Origin of the sequence: Curtobacterium sp. MCLR17_032 (assembly GCF_003234795.2) — a bacterium.
Classification (GTDB): Bacteria; Actinomycetota; Actinomycetes; order Actinomycetales; family Microbacteriaceae; genus Curtobacterium.
This window is the reverse complement of sequence record NZ_CP126268.1, coordinates 3,256,495-3,274,294: the sequence shown is the minus strand read 5'-3', so window position 1 is coordinate 3,274,294 and position 17,800 is coordinate 3,256,495. Positions and strand designations below refer to the sequence as shown.

General features: G+C 71.9%; 13 protein-coding genes. 11 read left to right on the top strand and 2 right to left on the bottom strand.

Going from position 1 to position 17,800, the window contains the following annotated elements; all coding sequences use genetic code 11:
- Positions 1–71 precede the first annotated feature (71 nt).
- Together DEI97_RS15535 and DEI97_RS15530 are read left to right on the top strand one after the other, a co-directional pair.
- A complete protein-coding gene (locus tag DEI97_RS15535) occupies positions 72–1,880 on the top strand; it encodes an ABC transporter ATP-binding protein (RefSeq protein WP_111074187.1) in 1,809 nt (602 codons plus the stop codon).
- 80 nt (positions 1,881–1,960) lie between these two features.
- Positions 1,961–2,437, top strand: a complete 477-nt coding sequence (locus DEI97_RS15530) for a DUF805 domain-containing protein (protein WP_181439146.1) — start codon at positions 1,961–1,963, stop codon at positions 2,435–2,437.
- Here DEI97_RS15530 and DEI97_RS15525 read toward each other — a convergent pair.
- On the bottom strand, positions 2,434–2,757 hold the full coding sequence (locus DEI97_RS15525; protein WP_111073862.1) for an MGMT family protein: 324 nt from the start codon (positions 2,755–2,757) through the stop codon (positions 2,434–2,436). The two genes, DEI97_RS15530 and DEI97_RS15525, sit on opposite strands and share 4 nt — an antisense overlap.
- Positions 2,757–3,209 (bottom strand): GNAT family N-acetyltransferase, encoded by a 453-nt coding sequence (locus DEI97_RS15520; RefSeq protein WP_110903587.1) that lies wholly within the window; start codon positions 3,207–3,209, stop codon positions 2,757–2,759. The genes DEI97_RS15525 and DEI97_RS15520 overlap by 1 nt, the downstream gene beginning before the upstream one ends.
- A gap of 107 nt (positions 3,210–3,316) precedes the next feature.
- Here DEI97_RS15520 and DEI97_RS15515 point away from each other — a divergent pair, with 107 nt between their 5' ends.
- The 9 genes from DEI97_RS15515 to DEI97_RS15475 all read left to right on the top strand — a co-directional run bounded on the left by DEI97_RS15515 (position 3,317) and on the right by DEI97_RS15475 (position 17,767).
- A complete protein-coding gene (locus DEI97_RS15515; protein ID WP_111073861.1) occupies positions 3,317–4,618 on the top strand; it encodes an ROK family transcriptional regulator in 1,302 nt (433 codons plus the stop codon).
- 200 nt (positions 4,619–4,818) lie between these two features.
- A complete protein-coding gene (locus DEI97_RS15510) occupies positions 4,819–7,236 on the top strand; it encodes a lamin tail domain-containing protein (protein WP_111073860.1) in 2,418 nt (805 codons plus the stop codon).
- A 743-nt stretch (positions 7,237–7,979) separates the two neighbouring features.
- On the top strand, positions 7,980–9,338 hold the full coding sequence (locus tag DEI97_RS15505; protein ID WP_111073859.1) for an extracellular solute-binding protein: 1,359 nt from the start codon (positions 7,980–7,982) through the stop codon (positions 9,336–9,338).
- Positions 9,339–9,453: 115 nt separating this feature from the next.
- Complete coding sequence (locus tag DEI97_RS15500) at positions 9,454–10,404, top strand: carbohydrate ABC transporter permease (RefSeq protein ID WP_111073858.1); 951 nt, start codon at positions 9,454–9,456, stop codon at positions 10,402–10,404.
- Positions 10,405–10,472: 68 nt separating this feature from the next.
- On the top strand, positions 10,473–11,303 hold the full coding sequence (locus DEI97_RS15495; protein WP_166780812.1) for a carbohydrate ABC transporter permease: 831 nt from the start codon (positions 10,473–10,475) through the stop codon (positions 11,301–11,303).
- A gap of 76 nt (positions 11,304–11,379) precedes the next feature.
- Entirely contained in the window at positions 11,380–14,433 is a 3,054-nt protein-coding gene (locus DEI97_RS15490; protein ID WP_111073857.1) for an alpha-mannosidase, read from the top strand.
- A 322-nt stretch (positions 14,434–14,755) separates the two neighbouring features.
- Positions 14,756–15,994 (top strand): ice-binding family protein, encoded by a 1,239-nt coding sequence (locus DEI97_RS15485; RefSeq protein ID WP_284158283.1) that lies wholly within the window; start codon positions 14,756–14,758, stop codon positions 15,992–15,994.
- A gap of 170 nt (positions 15,995–16,164) precedes the next feature.
- Positions 16,165–16,911 carry a histidine phosphatase family protein gene (locus DEI97_RS15480; protein WP_111074185.1) on the top strand — a complete coding sequence of 249 codons (747 nt, stop codon included), beginning with the start codon at positions 16,165–16,167 and terminating at the stop codon, positions 16,909–16,911.
- Positions 16,904–17,767, top strand: a complete 864-nt coding sequence (locus DEI97_RS15475; RefSeq protein WP_111073855.1) for an NAD(P)H-hydrate dehydratase — start codon at positions 16,904–16,906, stop codon at positions 17,765–17,767. The genes DEI97_RS15480 and DEI97_RS15475 overlap by 8 nt, the downstream gene beginning before the upstream one ends.
- Positions 17,768–17,800 lie beyond the last annotated feature (33 nt).

The following is a 17,800-nucleotide window of genomic DNA, read 5'->3' as shown; positions in this document are numbered from 1 at the left end:
GTTCGGTGCCGATCGCGCAGGTCGGCACCGGCACGCAGGCGGCCGAGGCAGCAGCCCCGGTCACCGCGTCCATCACCGTGCACGGCACCCGCGGCGAGGAGCGCGAGGACTTCACGAAGGCCGAGAGTCGTCGCCTCCGCGGCCGGTCGCTGTCGCTGCTCAGCTCGCTCGCGGCCCCGCTCAAGGCACGGCTGTGGGGCATCGCCGTCGTCGTGGTGCTCTCCACCGGTGGACAGGTCGCCGGCCCGACGCTCATCGCGTGGGGCATCGACAACGCCCTGCCCGCCGTGCTCGACCGCGACGACTGGATGCCGGCGTTCCTCGTCGTCGGGCTGTACATCACGATCGCGATCGTCGGCGCGGTCCTCACCGCCTGGTACACCGTGCTGGCGGCGCGGATCAGCCAGGCGATCCTGTTCGACCTGCGCAAGCGGGTGTTCTTGCACACGCAGCGGCTGTCGCTGGAGTTCCACGAGACGTACACGTCCGGGCGGATCATCTCGCGCCAGACCAGTGATCTGGACTCCATCCGCGAGCTGCTCGACTCCGGCCTGAACCAGCTCATCCAGGGCGTGCTGTACATGGTGTTCACCGCGGTGGCACTGGTGTTCCTCGACCCGACCTCGGGCCTGGTGCTCGCGATCGCCCTGGTGCCGCTGTGGTTCCTGACCCGGTGGTTCCAGCAGCGCTCGCAGCAGCTGTTCCGCTCCACCCGCACCACGAGTGCCCGCGTGATCGTGCACTTCGTCGAGACGATGACCGGCATCCGGGCGGTGCAGGCCTTCCGCAAGGAGTCCCGCAACGAGACCGAGTACGGCGAGCAGGTCGAGCTGAACCGCCAGGCCAACGCCCGGGTGTTCAACCTGTTCGGGATCTTCGACCCGGGCCTGGTGCTCATCGGCAACGCCACCCTGGCGGCCGTCGTCATCGTCGGCGGCTTCCGGGTCGTCGGCGGCTCGCTGGAGATCGGCGCGCTGCTCGCGGTCGCGCTGTACGCCAAGCGGTTCTTCGACCCGGCGCAGGAACTCGCGATGTTCTACAACAGCTACCAGTCGGCCTCGGCGGCGATGGAGAAGATCTCCGGCGTCCTCGAGGAGCGGCCGAGCGTGCCGGACCCCGCGAAGCCGACGAAGCTGCCGGACGCCCGCGGTCGGATCGACTTCGACCACGTGGAGTTCGCGTACACGGCCGACCGGGTGGTGCTGCCGGAGTTCGACCTGCACATCCCGTCCGGTCAGACGATCGCGCTCGTCGGGTCCACCGGCGCCGGCAAGTCGACGCTCGCGAAGCTGATGGCCCGGTTCTACGACCCGACCGCCGGCACCGTGACGCTGGACGGCGTCGACCTGCGGGACCTCGACCCGAAGGACATGCGCCGCGCCATCGTCATGGTGACGCAGGAGGCGTACCTGTTCTCCGGCTCGGTCGCGGACAACATCGAGCTCGGCCGGCCGGGTGCCTCGCGCGCGGACATCGAGTCGGCGGCGAAGGCCGTCGGCGCGCACGAGTTCATCATGGCGCTGCCGGACGGGTACGACACCGACGTGAACAAGCGGGGTGGCCGCGTGTCGGCCGGGCAGCGCCAGCTGCTGTCGTTCGCCCGGGCGTTCCTCGCCGACCCGAAGGTGCTCATCCTCGACGAGGCCACGGCGTCGCTCGACATCCCGTCGGAGCGCCTGGTGCAGGAGGGTCTCGAGACCCTGCTCGCCGACCGCACCGCCGTGATCATCGCGCACCGGCTGTCCACCGTCGCGATCGCCCACCGGGTGCTCGTGATGGAGTACGGCCGGATCGTGGAGGACGGCACCCCCGCCGACCTCATCGCCGGCACCGGGCGGTTCGCCCAGCTGCACGCCGCCTGGCGGGACTCGCTGGTCTAGCCGTCCTGCTCGTCCCGTCCGCACATCGCGCCCCGTCCCGACGGGGCGCGATGTGCGTTCCGGGGTGCGATGCTTGGGGGATGAACCACAACGACGGACAGCCCGACGACGTGCAGCCGGGCGGTGTCGCCCTGCGCGACCCCTTCGTCGGGGCACCCTTCACGGAGGCCGTCCGACGGTTCTGGCGGAAGTACACCGTGTTCACCGGCCGGGCGTCGCGCTCCGAGTTCTGGTGGTGGTGGCTGACGTCGTTCGCGATCGGCCTGGTGCTGCAGCTCGTGCCGCAGGCGTTCACCCCGGACGCCCCGCTGCTCGAGAACCCGGTCGGCTCGTACCTGTTCGTGCTCTGGGCCGTCGTCACCCTGATCGGCGGGCTCGCCCTCGGTGCGCGCCGACTGCACGACGCGAACCGGTCCGGCTTCTGGCAGTTCCTGCACGTGCTGCCGGGCATCGGGTCGCTCGTGCTGTTCGTCATGTTCGTGCTGCCGTCGAACCCGAAGGGCACACGGTTCGACCTGCAGCCCGGCGCCGCGGCGGCGACGACGCGGAAGCGCTAGCCGTCCACGGTCGGCGACCAGCGCGCCCGGGGCATGTCGAGCCTCCAGGACGCACCGTCCCGCGACCACCGCAGCGGCGTGCCCTCGACGCGGTACTGCTCGAGGGCGCGCGCCTCGTGGTGCACGGGTGGCAGCCCGCCGGCACGGACGACCCGCCACCACGGCAGGTCGGAGCCCTCGTGCGCCATCACCTTGCCGACCGCGCGGGACGCACGCGACCCGAGCACCGCGGCCACGTCGCCGTACGTCATGACGTGCGCCGGCGGGATCGCCCGGACGACGGCGGCGACCTCGGCCCCGAAGTCGACCGGTTCCGGCACTACAGCGTCAGGGCTGCGAAGTGGTCGCCGTACTGCGTCTCGCCGACGACCGTGAAGCCGATGGCCTCGAAGAAGGCCTCGGGGCTGCCGGTGCCCGGTTCGTAGACCACGGTGAGGCGTTCGAAGCCGCGCTTCCGGGCTTCTTCCGCCAGGCCGTGCACGGCGAAGCGACCGACGCCGCGACCCTGCGCGTTCGCGGCCACGTTGACGCGCCAGATGCAGCTGCGGAGTTCTTCCTGCGCGTTCTCGGCGTCGAAGCTGCCGATGATGAGGCCCACGACCTCGTCCCCGTCGAGGACGACGCGGGGCCAGGAGGCGCTCGGCTTGACGTCCGACTCGGCCTGCGCGTACGAGGTGGGCTGGACGAACTGCTCCTGCCCCGGCTTCAGCGTCAGCGAGTTGGCCGCGGCGGCGGTCGCTGCGGAGAGTTCTTCGAGGCGGAGGTCCGTCATGTCGGTCAGGCTAACGGTGCAGGCCGGGGAGAAGCCAGCGGCGGGCTGAGTCGGTGCACACACCGTGACCGTCGCACGGCGCATGTCACCGGCGGTATGGTCGCCAGATGGCGGAGCATCGGCGCGGGGCGAACCTGCCGTCGCTGGGTGGGTTCAACCGCACGGTCGTGCTCGACGCCGTCCGCCGGTCCCGCGACGGGCTCAGCCGCGTCGAGCTCGCCGGCCGGACCGGCCTCAGCCCACAGACCGTGTCGAACGTCACCCGGTTCCTCATCGACGCCGGCATGATCGTCGAGTCCGGCACGGTCGTGTCCGGTCGCGGCAAGCCGCGCACGATCCTCCGACTGGAGGCGCGCAGCCGGTTCGCGATCGGGGTGCACGTCGACCCCGCGGTCGTCACCTACGTGCTGCTCGACCTGGCGGGCGCGGTCGTCGCCGAGGCCACCACCTCCACCCCGAACGCCGAGGACCCGGACCAGGTCGTCCGGACGATGGCCGCCGCGGTCGACGGGTTGGTCCGCCGCTCCGGCGTCGCCCCGGACAGCGTGCTCGGCGTGGGCATCGCGTCGCCGGGGCCGATCGACGCGGCGGCCGGCGTCGTGCTCGACCCGCCGTTCCTGCCACGGTGGCGGGACGTCCCGCTCCGCGACGCCCTGGGCGACGCGACCGGCTACCCGGTGCTCCTCGAGAAGGACGTCACCGCGGCGGCCGTCGGCGAGGTGTTCCTCGAGCGGGGTGCGGCGGCCCGGGACTTCGCGTTCGTGTACTTCGGCACCGGGTTCGGCGTCGGGCTCGTCATCGACCACGAACCCGTCCGCGGCTCGGGCGCGAACGCCGGCGACGCGGGGCACATCATGGTCGACCAGGGGGCGCTCGCCGGGACGGCCGACGGGGACGGGACACGCGGCGAGGTCGGTGCGACGGTGATGCCCGACCGGCTGGTGCGGATCGCGCTCGAGCGGGGGATCGCGCTGGGCGACGGCCTGCCCAGTGCTCGTGTGCCTGCGGACGGGACCGCAGCTCCGGACGACGGCGGCATCGCGGTGGACCTGGCGGCCGTCGACCGGGCGTGGGACGCCCTCGGAGCAGCCATCGCGGCGGGCGACCCGGCGGCACAGGCCCTCGCGGCGGAGATCGGCACGGTGATGGGGCGGGCCGTCGTCGTCATCGTGAACCTGCTCGACCTGGACCGGGTGGTGTTCGGCGGACCGTTCTGGTCCCGGATCAGTGCCACGGCCCTCCCGGCTGCGACGGCGGCGATCTCCGGTTCGCCGATCCTCGTGCCGAAGCACCCGGTCACCGTCGTCGAGAGCCGGCGGGGGACCGACGTGGCCGCGGTCGGGGCGGCCTGCCTGGTGCTCGACGCGGCCCTGTCGCCGCGGGCGAGCACGATGCTCATCGCGCACTGAGCGCTGCGCCGGGCCGTCGCGCGGAGCCGCGTTCGCGCGCAGCGACACGGCTCGCGTGCCGCCGCCCGCGGACTGTCGCCCAGCGCGAAACGGGCGGGTGCCGGCCCCCGCCGCCGACCCCGTCCGTTCACCCGGGCGTCACCGGGTGGTTCCGTGGATGCTGAACAGTCGTGCAGGTTCCCCGACACCGAAGGACCTCCATGCGCTCTCCCGCCCTGCGTATCGGCGCCTCGATCGCGACCGGCCTGGTCGTCGCGGCCGGCGTCCTCGCGGTCACCCCGGCCTCCGCAGCCCCGGCGCCGCCCGCCACCCGGGGCGCCCCCGCGGCCGCCGCACCGGTCGCCCCCGTGGCCGCCAACGGCATCGTCATCAACGAGGTCGAGTCGAACGGCGACGACACCGACTGGGTCGAGCTCCGCAACACCGCGACCGTCGCCGCCGACGTCAGCGGGTGGTCGATGCTCGACGACAGCGACGAGCACACCCGGTACGTCCTGCCGGCCGGCAGCGTCGTCGCACCCGGCGGGTACCTCGTGGTCGACGAGGAGTCCGCCACCGCGGACGGCTTCGACTTCGGCCTCGGCAACCCCGACGAGGTGCGCTTCTCCGACACCACGGGCGCCCCGGTCCTGTCGTACGCCTACACGACCCACGCCGACGTGACGTACGGCCGCTGCCCGGACGGCACCGGCCCACTCGTCGACACGACCAGCTCGACGAAGGGTGCGGCGAACGACTGCTCCTCGCCGATCCGCATCAACGAGGTCGAGTCGAAGGACGGCACCCCGGGTGACTGGGTCGAGCTGACCAACACCGGCACGACGGCGGTCGACCTCGGCGGGTACGTGTTCCAGGACGACGACGACACCCACGCGTACGCGATCCCGGCCGGCACCACCATCGCCCCGGGTGGGTTCACGGTCCTGGACGAGGCCGACTTCGGCTTCGGACTCGGCGGCGCGGACTCCGCGCGCCTCTCGACCCCGGCCGGTGTCCCCGTCGACTCGACGAGCTGGACGAAGCACGCCGACGTGACCTACGGCCGGAACCCGGACGGCACCGGGGACTTCGCCCAGACGTCCGCGGCGACGAAGGGCACGGCGAACGCCTTCGCCGGTGTCGTCACCGCCGAGCCCTGGCCCGGCGGCCCCGACGAGCGGGTGCTCGACGACGCGGACACCATCTCGGGTGACCTCAGCGGCCTCGACTGGCAGTCGTCCCGCACGGCCGTCGGCGGTGGCGTGCTGTGGGGTGTGCAGAACGGTGACGGGCTGCTCTACCGCATGGTCTCCGACGGCTCGGGTGGTTGGACGCCGTCGAACGCGGCCGGCACCACGCTGCACTACGCCGACGGTTCCGGCACCCCCGACTCTGAGGGCGTGACCGTCACCGCGGACGACCCCGGCGCGGTCTACGTGTCGACCGAGCGGGACAACGACCGGTCCTCGACCAGCCGTCCCGCGGTCATGCGCTTCGCCACCGCCGACGGCTCCGAGCGCACGCTGAACGCCACCGACGAGTGGGACCTGACCGGCGACTTCCCGGGGCTCGGTGCGAACGCCGGACTCGAGGGCGTCACCTGGGTGCCGGACTCCTGGCTCACCGCGCAGGGCTTCGTCGACGAGAGCACCGGCGCGGCCTACGCGCCGACGCGGTACACCGGGCACGGCGACGGGCTCTTCTTCGTCGGGGTCGAGGGCACCGCGAGCGTGTACGCCTACGCCCTGATGGACGACGGTTCGTCGAAGCGGATCGCCACGATCGCCACCCCGTTCGCCGTCGTCGCCGAGGTCCAGTTCGACCCGACGCTCGACGCGCTCTGGGTGGTCTGCGACGACGCCTGCGCCGGCCGCAGTGCGCTGTTCGACGTCCAGGACGGCGCGTTCACCGCGGCGACCGTGTACGACGCACCGTCCGGCGCGGCGCGCGACCTGGCCAACGAGGGCTTCGCGATCTCGGACGTCTGCACCGACGGCGAGCGGGCGACGTACTACGCCGACGACAACGACACCGACGGCTCCTCGCTCCGCACCGGGACGTTCCCGTGCACCGAGGAGACCGTCCCCGCACCCGGTGGCGACGGTGGCGCAACCCCGGCACCGGGCCCCGGCGGCGGTGAGTCCACCCCGACGCCGACCGCCCCGGTCCCGGCCCCGACCACGCCGGCTCCGGTGCCGACCACGCCTGGTTCGACCACACCCGGCGCTCCGGACCAGTCGTCCCTGACGTCGGCGAACCGCGGTGGCATCAGTGCACCGGCCTCGGCACGAGCGGGCGAGACGATCACGGTCACGATGGGCCGCGAGCACGCCGGTGAACGCGTCGCCGTGTTCCTGTACTCGGCGCCGGTCCTGCTCGGCACCCCGGTCGTCGCCGCCGACGGTTCGGTCCGGGTCACGATCCCCGCCGACACCACAGCTGGCGCGCACCGGATCGCGGTCGTCGGAGCGGACGGCGCCCTGGTCGGGTGGTCGCCGATCACCATCACCGCCGCGGGCGCCGGGCAGTTGGCGTTCACCGGCGCCGAACTCGCGTCGTGCAGCGCCGCGGCGCTCCTGCTCCTCGCGCTCGGCGCCGGCCTGCTGGTCGCCCGCCGTCGCGGGCGGACCGCCGAGTAGTCGCACCACCCACGGACGGGAGGCACTCCACCGGCTGGTGGGGCGCCTCCCGTCCGTCGTTCGCGCGCGCCAGCGCGCCGAGCCTCGCCCTGGCAGACAGATCGCGGCCTCCTGGCCCCGAGTCCTGTCCGCAGAGCCGAGCCTCGGCGCGCGCGCCGCCGCCGGGCCCTGGCCGCCGCCGGGCGCTGGCCCGGACCGGTCCACTGGCCCGGCGCGCCGAGCCTCGCCCTGGCGGACAGATCGCGGCCTCCTGGCCCCGAGTCCTGTCCGCAGCGGCGAGCCTCGGCGCGGCCCGTTCGCCGCCGCCGCCCGCGGCCGCGTTCGCGCCCAGCGACACGGCTCGCGTGCCGCCACCCGTGGACTGTCGCCCAGCGCGAGGACGGCCGCGGGCCCGCCCGGCCGAGCGGCCCGCCGAGGCTCGCCCTGGCGGACAGATCGCGGCGTCCGGACCACGAGTTCTGTCCGCAGCGCCGAGCCTCGGCGCGGCCCGGCCGCGGCTGCCGCCGCCGCCGCCGCGGCCGCGTTCGCGCCCAGCGACACGGCTCGCGTGCCGCCGTCCGCGGACTGTCGCCCAGCGCGAAAGCGGGCGGCAGGCGGGCGCCGCGGCGCGAGGCCGCACCCGGCAGGTCACGAACCGGACGCACTTTCCGCGCATGTCTTGACACCGTTTAATCCATACGGTGGACTAACTGCGCAACGCGGGCAACGGAGTCCGCGACCTTCACCCGTGCAAAGGAGCACCGATGAAACGCACCCGCATCATCGCCGGACTCGCAGCCGTGGCAGTCGCCGCAGTGGGTCTCGCTGGCTGCTCGAGCTCGGGGTCCGCCTCGAGTGACACCATCAAGATCGCGTACCAGAAGTACGGTGCCTTCCAGCAGCTCGACGCCCAGATGAAGGTCGTCAAGAAGGAGTACGAGAAGGACAACCCGGGCAAGACGGTCACGCTCGTCCCGATCCAGGCCCAGGGCAACGACTACTACACGAAGCTCGCGCTGATGAACAAGGCGCCCGCCACCGCGCCGGACGTCATGTACGAGGACACGTTCATCGTCAAGGCCGATGCCCAGGCCGGGTACCTCCTGCCGCTCGACGAGTACACGGCGAAGTGGAAGGACTGGAGCCAGTTCTACGACAACGCCAAGCAGGCCGGTGAAGGCGTGGACGGCAAGACCTACGGCGTCCCGATGGGCACCGACACCCGGGCCCTCTGGTACAACAAGGACATCTTCAAGAAGGTCGGCCTGCCCGTTCCGTGGCAGCCCAAGACCTGGGACGACGTGCTCGCCGCCGCGAAGACCATCAAGCAGAAGTCGCCGGACACCATCCCGTTCAACATCTACTCGGGCAAGGCGCAGGGCGAAGCGTCCACCATGCAGGGCTTCGAGATGCTGCTGTACGGCGCGGACGGCTCCGGCAACACGCTCTACAAGGACAAGAAGTGGGTCACGGGCTCGAAGCAGTTCCAGGACTCGCTGCAGTTCGTGAAGGACGTCTACCAGGGCGGCCTCGGCCCGACACCGCAGCAGGCGCTCGACCCCAACGTCGGCACCACCATCGCGCAGACGTGGCTGCCGAAGGGCAAGCTCGCGATCGACCTCGACGGTTCGTGGCAGTCCGGCACGTGGCTGAAGTCCGGCACCGCGCCGTGGTCCGAGTGGAACGACGTGATGGGCCAGGCCGCGATGCCGACCCAGAACGGTCAGGAGCCCGGCTACAACAGCATGTCCGGTGGCTGGACCCTGGCGGTCGGCGCCAAGACGAAGAACCCGCAGGCGGCGTTCGACTTCATCACGACCTTCCTCAACAAGGACGGATCGCTGAAGTACGACTCCGAGAACAGCCAGATCGCGGTCCGCAAGGACGTCGCCGAGGACCCGGACTACACCGGCGCCAACCCGACGTTCAAGTTCTTCTCGGGCCTGGTGGAGCACACGAACTTCCGCCCCGCCACGAGTGACTACTCGCAGATCTCGAACGCCATCCAGGTCGCCATGGAGTCGGTGATGACCGGACAGCAGTCACCGAAGGAAGCCGCTGCCGCCTACGACGACGCCGTGGTCGGTGTGGTCGGCAAGGAGCACACGGTCTCCGCGCGCTGACGCGACCGTGTCCTGACCCGACCGACCGTCGGACGGGAGGCGCGGTGCCAGCCCGCACCGCGCCTCCCGTCCCGTCCCCACTCATCACCGTGAGCTGTTCTGGAAGGCACCCAGCATGACCAGCACTCCCCTCGCGCCGGTGGTCCCGGCGCCCGGTGCGCCGAGACGCACCGACCCTCCCGTCCCACGGAAGCGCAAGCCGCTCCGGAACGTCGGCCGAGCGGTCCCGCTCCTGCCGGCACTCGTCCTGCTCGTGATCTTCCTGCTCGGCCCAGTCATCTCGTCGTTCTACGGGTCGTTCACGAACTCGGCCCTGACCGGCGCCGGCGCTGCCGACCAGCAGTTCGTCGGCATGAAGAACTACGTCGAGCTCTTCCAGGACAAGGACTTCCCGAAGTCCGTCATCCTGACCGTGGTGTTCCTGCTCGCCTCGGCGGTCGTCGGGCAGAACGTGCTCGGACTCGGCCTGGCGCTGCTGATGCGAGCGGCGAACAAGGTCGTCCGCTCGATCGTCGGCACCTTCGTCGTCGCGGCCTGGGTCCTGCCCGAGATCGTGGCGTCGTTCGCGGCGTACGCGTTCTTCAACGACGAGGGGACGCTGAACTCGTTCCTGTCGGTGTTCGGCATCACCGGTGCGAACTGGCTCTACACGTTCCCGATGGTCGCGATCATCCTGGCGAACATCTGGCGCGGCACCGCGTTCTCGATGCTCGTGTACTCCGCCGCCGTGCAGGAGGTCCCCGAGGAGATCACCGAGTCGGCCGAGGTCGACGGCGCCACCGGATGGCAGCGACTCGTCTTCATCACGCTGCCGGTGATCCGCCGGAGCATCTCCACCAACCTCATGCTGACGACCCTGCAGACGCTGTCCGTCTTCACCCTCATCTTCGTGATGACCGGTGGCGGGCCGGGCACCAACTCGTCGACCCTGCCGATCCTGGCGTACCAGGAGGCGTTCAAGTTCTCGCAGCTCGGCTTCGGGACGGCGATCGCGACCATCCTGCTCGTGGTGGGGGCGGTCTTCTCGATCATCTACATCCGGGCGCTCAAGCCGGAGGTGGACTGATGGCCATCACAGCCCCGTCCCTCGACCAGACCACGACCCGCTCGGTGACCGCGCCGGGGTCGCTGCACATGACCTCGCCGCGCGGCCGGACCATGCGGTGGGTGGCGAACACCGTGCTGCTCGTCATCGCGGTCTGCTTCGCGGTGCCGCTGCTCTGGCTCGTCTTCGCCTCGTTCGACGCCCAGGCGTCGCTGTCGGTGAAGCTGCCGTCGCAGTTCACGCTCGACAACTTCACCAAGGTGCTCACCCCGGAGCTGTCGTTCATCCCGCTCGCGAACAGCCTGCTGCTCTCCGGCGGGACGGCGGTCGTCACGGTCGTCGTCGCGATCCTCGCCGCGTACCCGCTGTCCCGGTACAAGATGCGCGTCAACAAGCCGTTCCTGTACAGCATCCTGTTCGGCACCGGCCTGCCGATCACGGCGATGATGGTGCCGGTCTACGCACTGTTCGTCTCGCTGAACCTCATCGACAACATCTACGGCTGCATCTTCTTCCTCGCCGCGACCAGCCTGCCGATGGCGATCTGGATGGCGAAGAACTTCATGGACGCGGTCCCGATCTCCCTCGAGGAAGCGGCCTGGACCGACGGGGCGTCGATGTTCACGACGCTGTGGCGGATCGTCATCCCGCTGATGCGACCGGGCATCGCCGTGGTGTTCATCTTCGTGTTCATCCAGGCGTGGGGGAACTTCTTCGTCCCCTTCGTCCTGCTGCTCTCGCCCGACAAGGTGCCCGCCGCGGTGAGCATCTTCAACTTCTTCGGACAGAACGGGGCGGTGGCCTACGGGCAGCTCGCCGCGTTCTCGATCGTCTACTCGGTGCCCGTCATCGCGCTCTACGTGCTGGTGTCCCGCGGCCTCGGCGGCGGCAACGCCCTCGCCGGCGGCATCAAGGGCTGACGGTCCACACCCCCATCCACGCCACGCGCGCGGGCGCAGCGCAGCGCCGCGCACGCGCACTGAAAGGAACCGCTCCATGCACCAGGACGAACCCCTCGTCGAGGCCCGGATCGCACGACTCGTCCGCGACCGCGTCGACCCGAACGTCCACCGTCGCGCCTCGCCGGTCACGGTCGAGGCCTGGCAGGTCCCCGACGAACCCGTGCCCTTCGCCGACGCCGTCACCCAGCAGTACGAACCGTTCACCGTCGGCTCCCCGTGGGGCGGCCGGCCGTGGGGCACCACCTGGTTCAAGGTCACCGGCACCGTCCCCGCCGACTTCGGCACCGCCCCGGGCACCACCGCCGAGCTGCACGTCGACCTCGGGTTCACCAAGCGGCAGGCCGGCTTCCAGGCCGAGGGGCTCGCCTGGCGTCCGGACGGCTCCACGATCAAGGCCATCGAGCCGCTCAACGACAGCGTCCCGCTGCAGGTCGGTCCGGGGGAGTCGTTCACGCTCTACATCGAGGCCGGCGCGAACCCCGACATCGGTGGCGACTCGTTCCAGGGCGCCACCCCGCTCGGCTCGAAGCACACCGCCGGCGACGCCCCGATCTACCGGCTCCGCGCCCTGGAGGTCGTCGAGCGCGACGACACCGTCTGGGAACTGCAGCAGGACCTCTGGGTGCTCCGCGGCCTGATGGCGGAACTGCCGACCGACGGCACCCGCGGCGCCGACGTCCTCCGCGTGCTCGAACGGGCCGCCGACGCGCTCGACCCGGACGACGTGGCCGGCACCGCCGCCGACGCCCGGGCCGTCCTGGCCGACGCGCTCGCCGTCCCCGCCAGCGGGTCGGCGCACCGGGCGATCGCGGTCGGGCACGCGCACATCGACTCCGCCTGGCTGTGGCCGGTGCGCGAGACGAAGCGCAAGTGCGCCCGCACCTTCTCGAACGTGCTCGACCTGATGGACCGCGACCCCGACTTCACCTTCGCCTGCTCGTCCGCGCAGCAGTACGCCTGGATCCGCGACGAGTACCCGGAGGTGTTCGGCCGCATCAAGCAGCGCGTCGCCGAGGGCCGGTGGATCCCGGTCGGCGGCATGTGGGTCGAGTCGGACACGAACCTGCCCGGTGGTGAGGCCCTGGCCCGCCAGTTCGTCGCCGGCAAGCGGTTCTTCCTGGAGGAGTTCGGCGTCGACACCCCCGAGGCCTGGCTCCCCGACTCGTTCGGCTACACCGGCGCCCTGCCGCAGATCGTCCGGGCCGCGGGCTCGAAGTGGTTCGTCACGCAGAAGCCGTCGTGGAACGAGACGAACGTCATCCCGCACACCTCGTTCCTGTGGGAGGGCATCGACGGATCCCGGGTCCTCACGCACCTGCCCCCGGCGGACACCTACAACTCGGACGTCTCGCCCGCCGACCTGCACCGCGGCGAGCGGAACAACAAGGAGCGCGGCGTCGCGAACACCTCGATGCTGCTCTACGGCTTCGGGGACGGCGGTGGTGGTCCCACCCGCGAGATGGTCGCGGCCGCCCGCCGGCAGCACGACCTGGACGGCTCACCGCGGGTCGAGCTCGGCACCCCGGCCGCGGTGTTCGAGGAGCTCGAGCGCGCCCTGCCCACCCCCGGCGTGTGGTCCGGCGAGATGTACCTCGAGTTCCACCGCGGCACGTACACGTCGCAGATCCGCACGAAGCAGGGCAACCGCCGCTCCGAGCACCTGCTCCGCGAGGCCGAGCTCTGGGCCGCCACCGCAGCCGTCCGGCTCGGTCAGGAGTACCCGTACGACGCACTCGAGTCCGCCTGGCACACCGTGCTGCTGCAGCAGTTCCACGACATCCTGCCCGGCTCGTCGATCGCCTGGGTCTACGAGAACGCCGAGGCCGAGTACGCCCGGGTCGCCGGGGTCCTCGAGGAGCTGATCGGCACCGCGACGACCGCGCTCGCCACCGGTGGTCCGGACTCCGACACCGCCGACCGGCCGGGAGGCACGCCCTCCGCCGCCACGCACGTCCGGTTCAACGCGTCCCCGGTCCCCGCCGACGGCGTCCGCGCCCTGGGTGCCGAGCCGGTCGACGCGGCGCGAGCCGTGCCTCCCGTCCGGGACGGCGACCGCTTCGTCTTCGACACCGGCGTCGTCACGGCGACCGTCGACGCTGGCGGGCACGTCGTCTCGCTCGTCGACCACGCGACCGGCCGCGACGCCGTCGCGCCGGGGGAGGCCGCCGCCGAGTACACCGTGTTCCGGGACACCCCGAACCAGTGGGAGGCGTGGGACATCGACCGCGCCTACCAGCGGCACGGGTCAGTGCTGCAGGCGACGAGCGTCACCGTCGAGGGGGACGCGCTCGTCGTGGTCCGCCCGTTCGGCCGCTCCACCGTCACCACCCGGTACACCGCGACCCAGGGGCAGCCGGAACTGGTCGTCGAGACCGAGGCCGACTGGCACGAGCAGCAGAAGCTCCTGAAGCTGTCGTTCCCGCTCGACCTCAAGGCCGACCAGGCCTCGAGCGAGATCCAGTTCGGGCACATCGACCGGCCGACGCACCAGAACACCTCGTGGGACTTCGCCCGCTTCGAGACGAGCGCCCACCGCTGGGTGCACGTCGCCGAACCCGGGTTCGGGGTCGCCGTCGCGAACGACTCCACCTACGGCCACGACGTCACCCGGCGGACCCGTGCCGACGGTGGGACCACGACGCAGGTGCGCGAGTCGCTGGTACGCGGGCCGAAGTTCCCCGACCCCGAGGCCGACCAGGGCCACCACGTGTTCCGGACCGTGCTGCGGGTCGGCGCCTCGGTGCTCGACGCGGCGGACTCCGGGTACCGGCTCAACCTGCCGGTCCGTGCCGTGCCGGGGGACCGTGTCGTGGAGCCGCTCGTGACGGTGTCGTCGCCGCAGGTGTTCGTCGAGGCCGTGAAGCTCGCCGAGGACCGCTCCGGCGACGTCGTCGTCCGGCTCTACGAGGCACTCGGCGGCCGGGCGACCGACGTCGGCGTCGACTTCGGGTTCGCCGTCGCCGGGGTGACCCGGGTCGACCTGCTCGAGCGCCCGCTGGACGGTGCCGGTCCCTGGGCGGACGACGCACCCGTGGTCCTGACCCTGCGGCCCTTCGAGCTCGTCACCCTGCGCATCCGGCGGGCCTAGGGCGGACGCGAGACCGCGGCGTCGGACGGGGCTCTGGGTGCACCCGTCCGACGCCGCTCGTGCGCTCCGGCCCGTCGGGGCCGGGGTCTGATCGTGTCCCCGAGAAGGGGGACATCATGCCACTCCTTCTGTGCGCCGGAGTCCTGCAGCCTGGGAATGTGTCCGAACGGCACCGCGCTTTCCGGCTTCTTCCCCGATCAGGGCCGATCACGCGCATACTGCGAACACGGAGATCATGCGCGCGTCGTCGACGGTCGCACTGTGTTTCTCCCTCAACCAGTCAGGTACCGCAATGGCCACCTCCCCGCTCGTCCGCAGAGTCATGACGGGCGGTGCCGCGCTCGGCCTCGCAGCGTCGCTCGTCCTCATGGCGTCGTCCGGCGCCTCCGCCGCCACCGAGATCGACGGGCCCGTGAAGCTCGGGACCGCGGCGACCTACGCCGTGCTGGGCGCCAGCGCCATCTCGAACACCGGGACGTCAGTCCTCAACGGTGACGTCGGCGGCCCTCCGAGTGCGTCCATCACGGGGCTCGACCAAGCGGTCGTCACCGGCACCGTGCGGACCGAGAAGGAGGCCGCCCCCGCTCTGCAGGCCGGCCTCACGGCGTACAACAAGGCCGCGTCCTTGACGCCGACCGGCGGCGACGTGACGAACCTCGACAACCGCGCACCGCTCGTGCCGGGGGTCTACTCCGGTGGCGCGCTGAACCTCTCGAACAACAGCACCCTGACGCTGAGCGGCAACGCCCAGTCGACATGGGTGTTCCAGGCGTCGTCGACGTTGAAGGTCGGGACGAACAGCAGGATCGTGATCACCGGTGGCGCGAGCTCGTGCAACGTCTTCTGGAAGGTCGGCAGCTCCGCGACCATCCAGAGCGGTTCGCAGTTCCAGGGCACGGTCCTCGCCAACACCTCCGTGACGGCTGTCACCGGAGCGACCGTCCAGGGACGGCTGATCGCGCTGAACGGCGCCGTGACGCTCGACACGAACACGATCACCCCGGCGCAGACCTGCCCGCCGCCCACCACCCCCGTGCCGAACGTCGCCCCGCAGATCACCTCCGGGACGCCGACGGCCGGCACCACCGGTCAGCCCTACAGCTACACCGTGACCGCCACCGGCACGCCGACCCCGACCTTCACCGCCACCGGTCTGCCGGCCGGTCTGACGATCGACAGCACCACGGGCGTCATCTCCGGCACCCCGACCGCCCCGGGCTCCTCGACCGTGACGATCACCGCCTCGAACGGCACCGCTCCGGTCGACACCCAGGTGGTCACCGTCCGGGTCGTGACGCCCACGCCGACCCCCACCCCGACGCCGACCACTCCGGCACCGACGCCCACCACACCGACACCGACGGCCACCACGCCGGCCGGGACGACCCCGACCGGCAGCCCGACCGGCGGCGCCGGCACCGGCAACGGGCGGACCCCGACCGGGACGCTGGCCTTCACCGGTAGTGACCCGACCGTCCCGCTGAGCATCGCCGGCGTACTGCTGGCCGCGGGCATCGGCCTGACCGTCGTCGCCCGACGTCGTCGCGCAGCGCGGGTCTGACACCGAGCCGCACCACTCGCACACCACACGGCACCGCTCGTCTCCGGACGGGCGGTGCCGTGCTGTGTGCCCCGGTCCCGTGATGGTGGCGCTGGGCCGTGGTCGCGAGTGACGGCGGGCCGACGCCCGCCCGTGAACCGGTCCAGCGCCTCCCGGCTAGCGTCGCGGCCATGGCCGTCACCGAGATCTGGCTCGTCCGTCACGGCGAGTCCACCGCGAACGTCGCGGCAGCCCGTGCGCACGCCGCCGGCGCCGACGTCATCGAGGTCGACCACCGCGACGCCGACGTCCCGCTGAGCCCCCTCGGCGAGGAGCAGTCGCGGGCACTGGGCGCCGAACTCGCCGAGCGCGGAGTCGACGACGTCCCCGTCGTGCTGTGGGTCTCGCCCTACCGCCGCGCGCAGCAGACGATCGGCATCGCGCTCGAGGCCGGCGGGCTCACCGAACCCGCGCGTCGGGTCGACGAGCGCCTGCGCGACCGGGAACTCGGAGTCCTCGACCGGCTCACCCGCACCGGGTGCGCGAACCTGCACCCGGACGAGGAACAGCGCCGGCAGTGGCTCGGCAAGTACTACCACCGGCCCGCCGGCGGCGAGTCCTGGGTCGACGTGATGCTCCGGCTGCGCACCCTGTTTGCCGACGTCGACCGCATCCAGGACGCCGACCGTCTGGTGATCGCCGCCCACGACGCGGTCGTGATGCTGGCCATGGCCGTGTGCCTGGACCTCGACGAGCCCGAGCTGATGGCCTTCGCCGAGGACCACACCGTCGCCAACGCGTCCCTGACCCGACTCCGACGTGACGCCCTCGGCGGTCCGTGGACGCTCGAGGAGTTCTCGGGCACCGGACACCTCGACGAGGACCCGGACGCCGCCGTCACCGAACACGAAGGCCGGAAGGACGACACCCGTGTCTGAGCCGGTCCCCGTCACCCCGAACCTGCTCCGCGAGTGGGCGTTGCCCGAGGTCGGCGGCAGCAAGTACGGCCGAGGTCAGGTGCTCGTCGTCGGCGGCGCCGCGAAGACCCCGGGGGCCGCGATGCTCTCGGCGACCGCAGCCCTGCGCGTCGGCGGTGGGCGTCTGACCCTCGCCGTCGCCGAGAGCGTCGCCCTGCACGTCGCGGTCGCCCTGCCCGAGTCCGGGGTGCAGCCGCTCCCCGAGGACGACGGCGGACACGTGGCCGTCGGGGCGATCCAGGGCCTGGCAGACGACCTCGGATCGGCGGACGCGGTGCTCGTCGGACCGGGGCTCGACGAACCCGACGGCAGCCGCGACCTCGTCGCCGGACTCGCCGCGGTGGTGGGCGACGAGGCGGTCGTCGTGCTCGACGCCTTCGCGCTCGGCGTCGCCGCCGACCTGGTCGACGAACTCGCCCCGTTGCGCGGCCGACTCGTGATGACGCCGAACTCCGGCGAGGCCGAACGCCTGCTCGGGCGCGACAGTTCCGACGACCACACCGACGCGGCCGAGATCGCCGAGCGCTACGCCGCCGTCGTGTCCCTCGGCGGGGTCGTCGCCGCCCCGGACGGCCGCTCGTGGGCGAAGGGCACCGGTGCCGGCGGCCTCGGCACCAGCGGTAGCGGGGACGTCCTCTCCGGCGCGATCACCGGGCTGCTCGCCCGCGGGGCCGACGTCGCGCAGGCGACCGTCTGGGCGACCCAGGTGCACGCCGCCGCGGGGGACCGGCTGGCGGTGCAGGTCGGGCCGATGGGGTACCTGGCGAGCGAGCTGCTCGGCGAGATCCCGCGCGTCCTGGTCGAGTTCGGCGCCTGACCCGCGGGCTGCTCGTTGGCAGGTCGTGGCGAT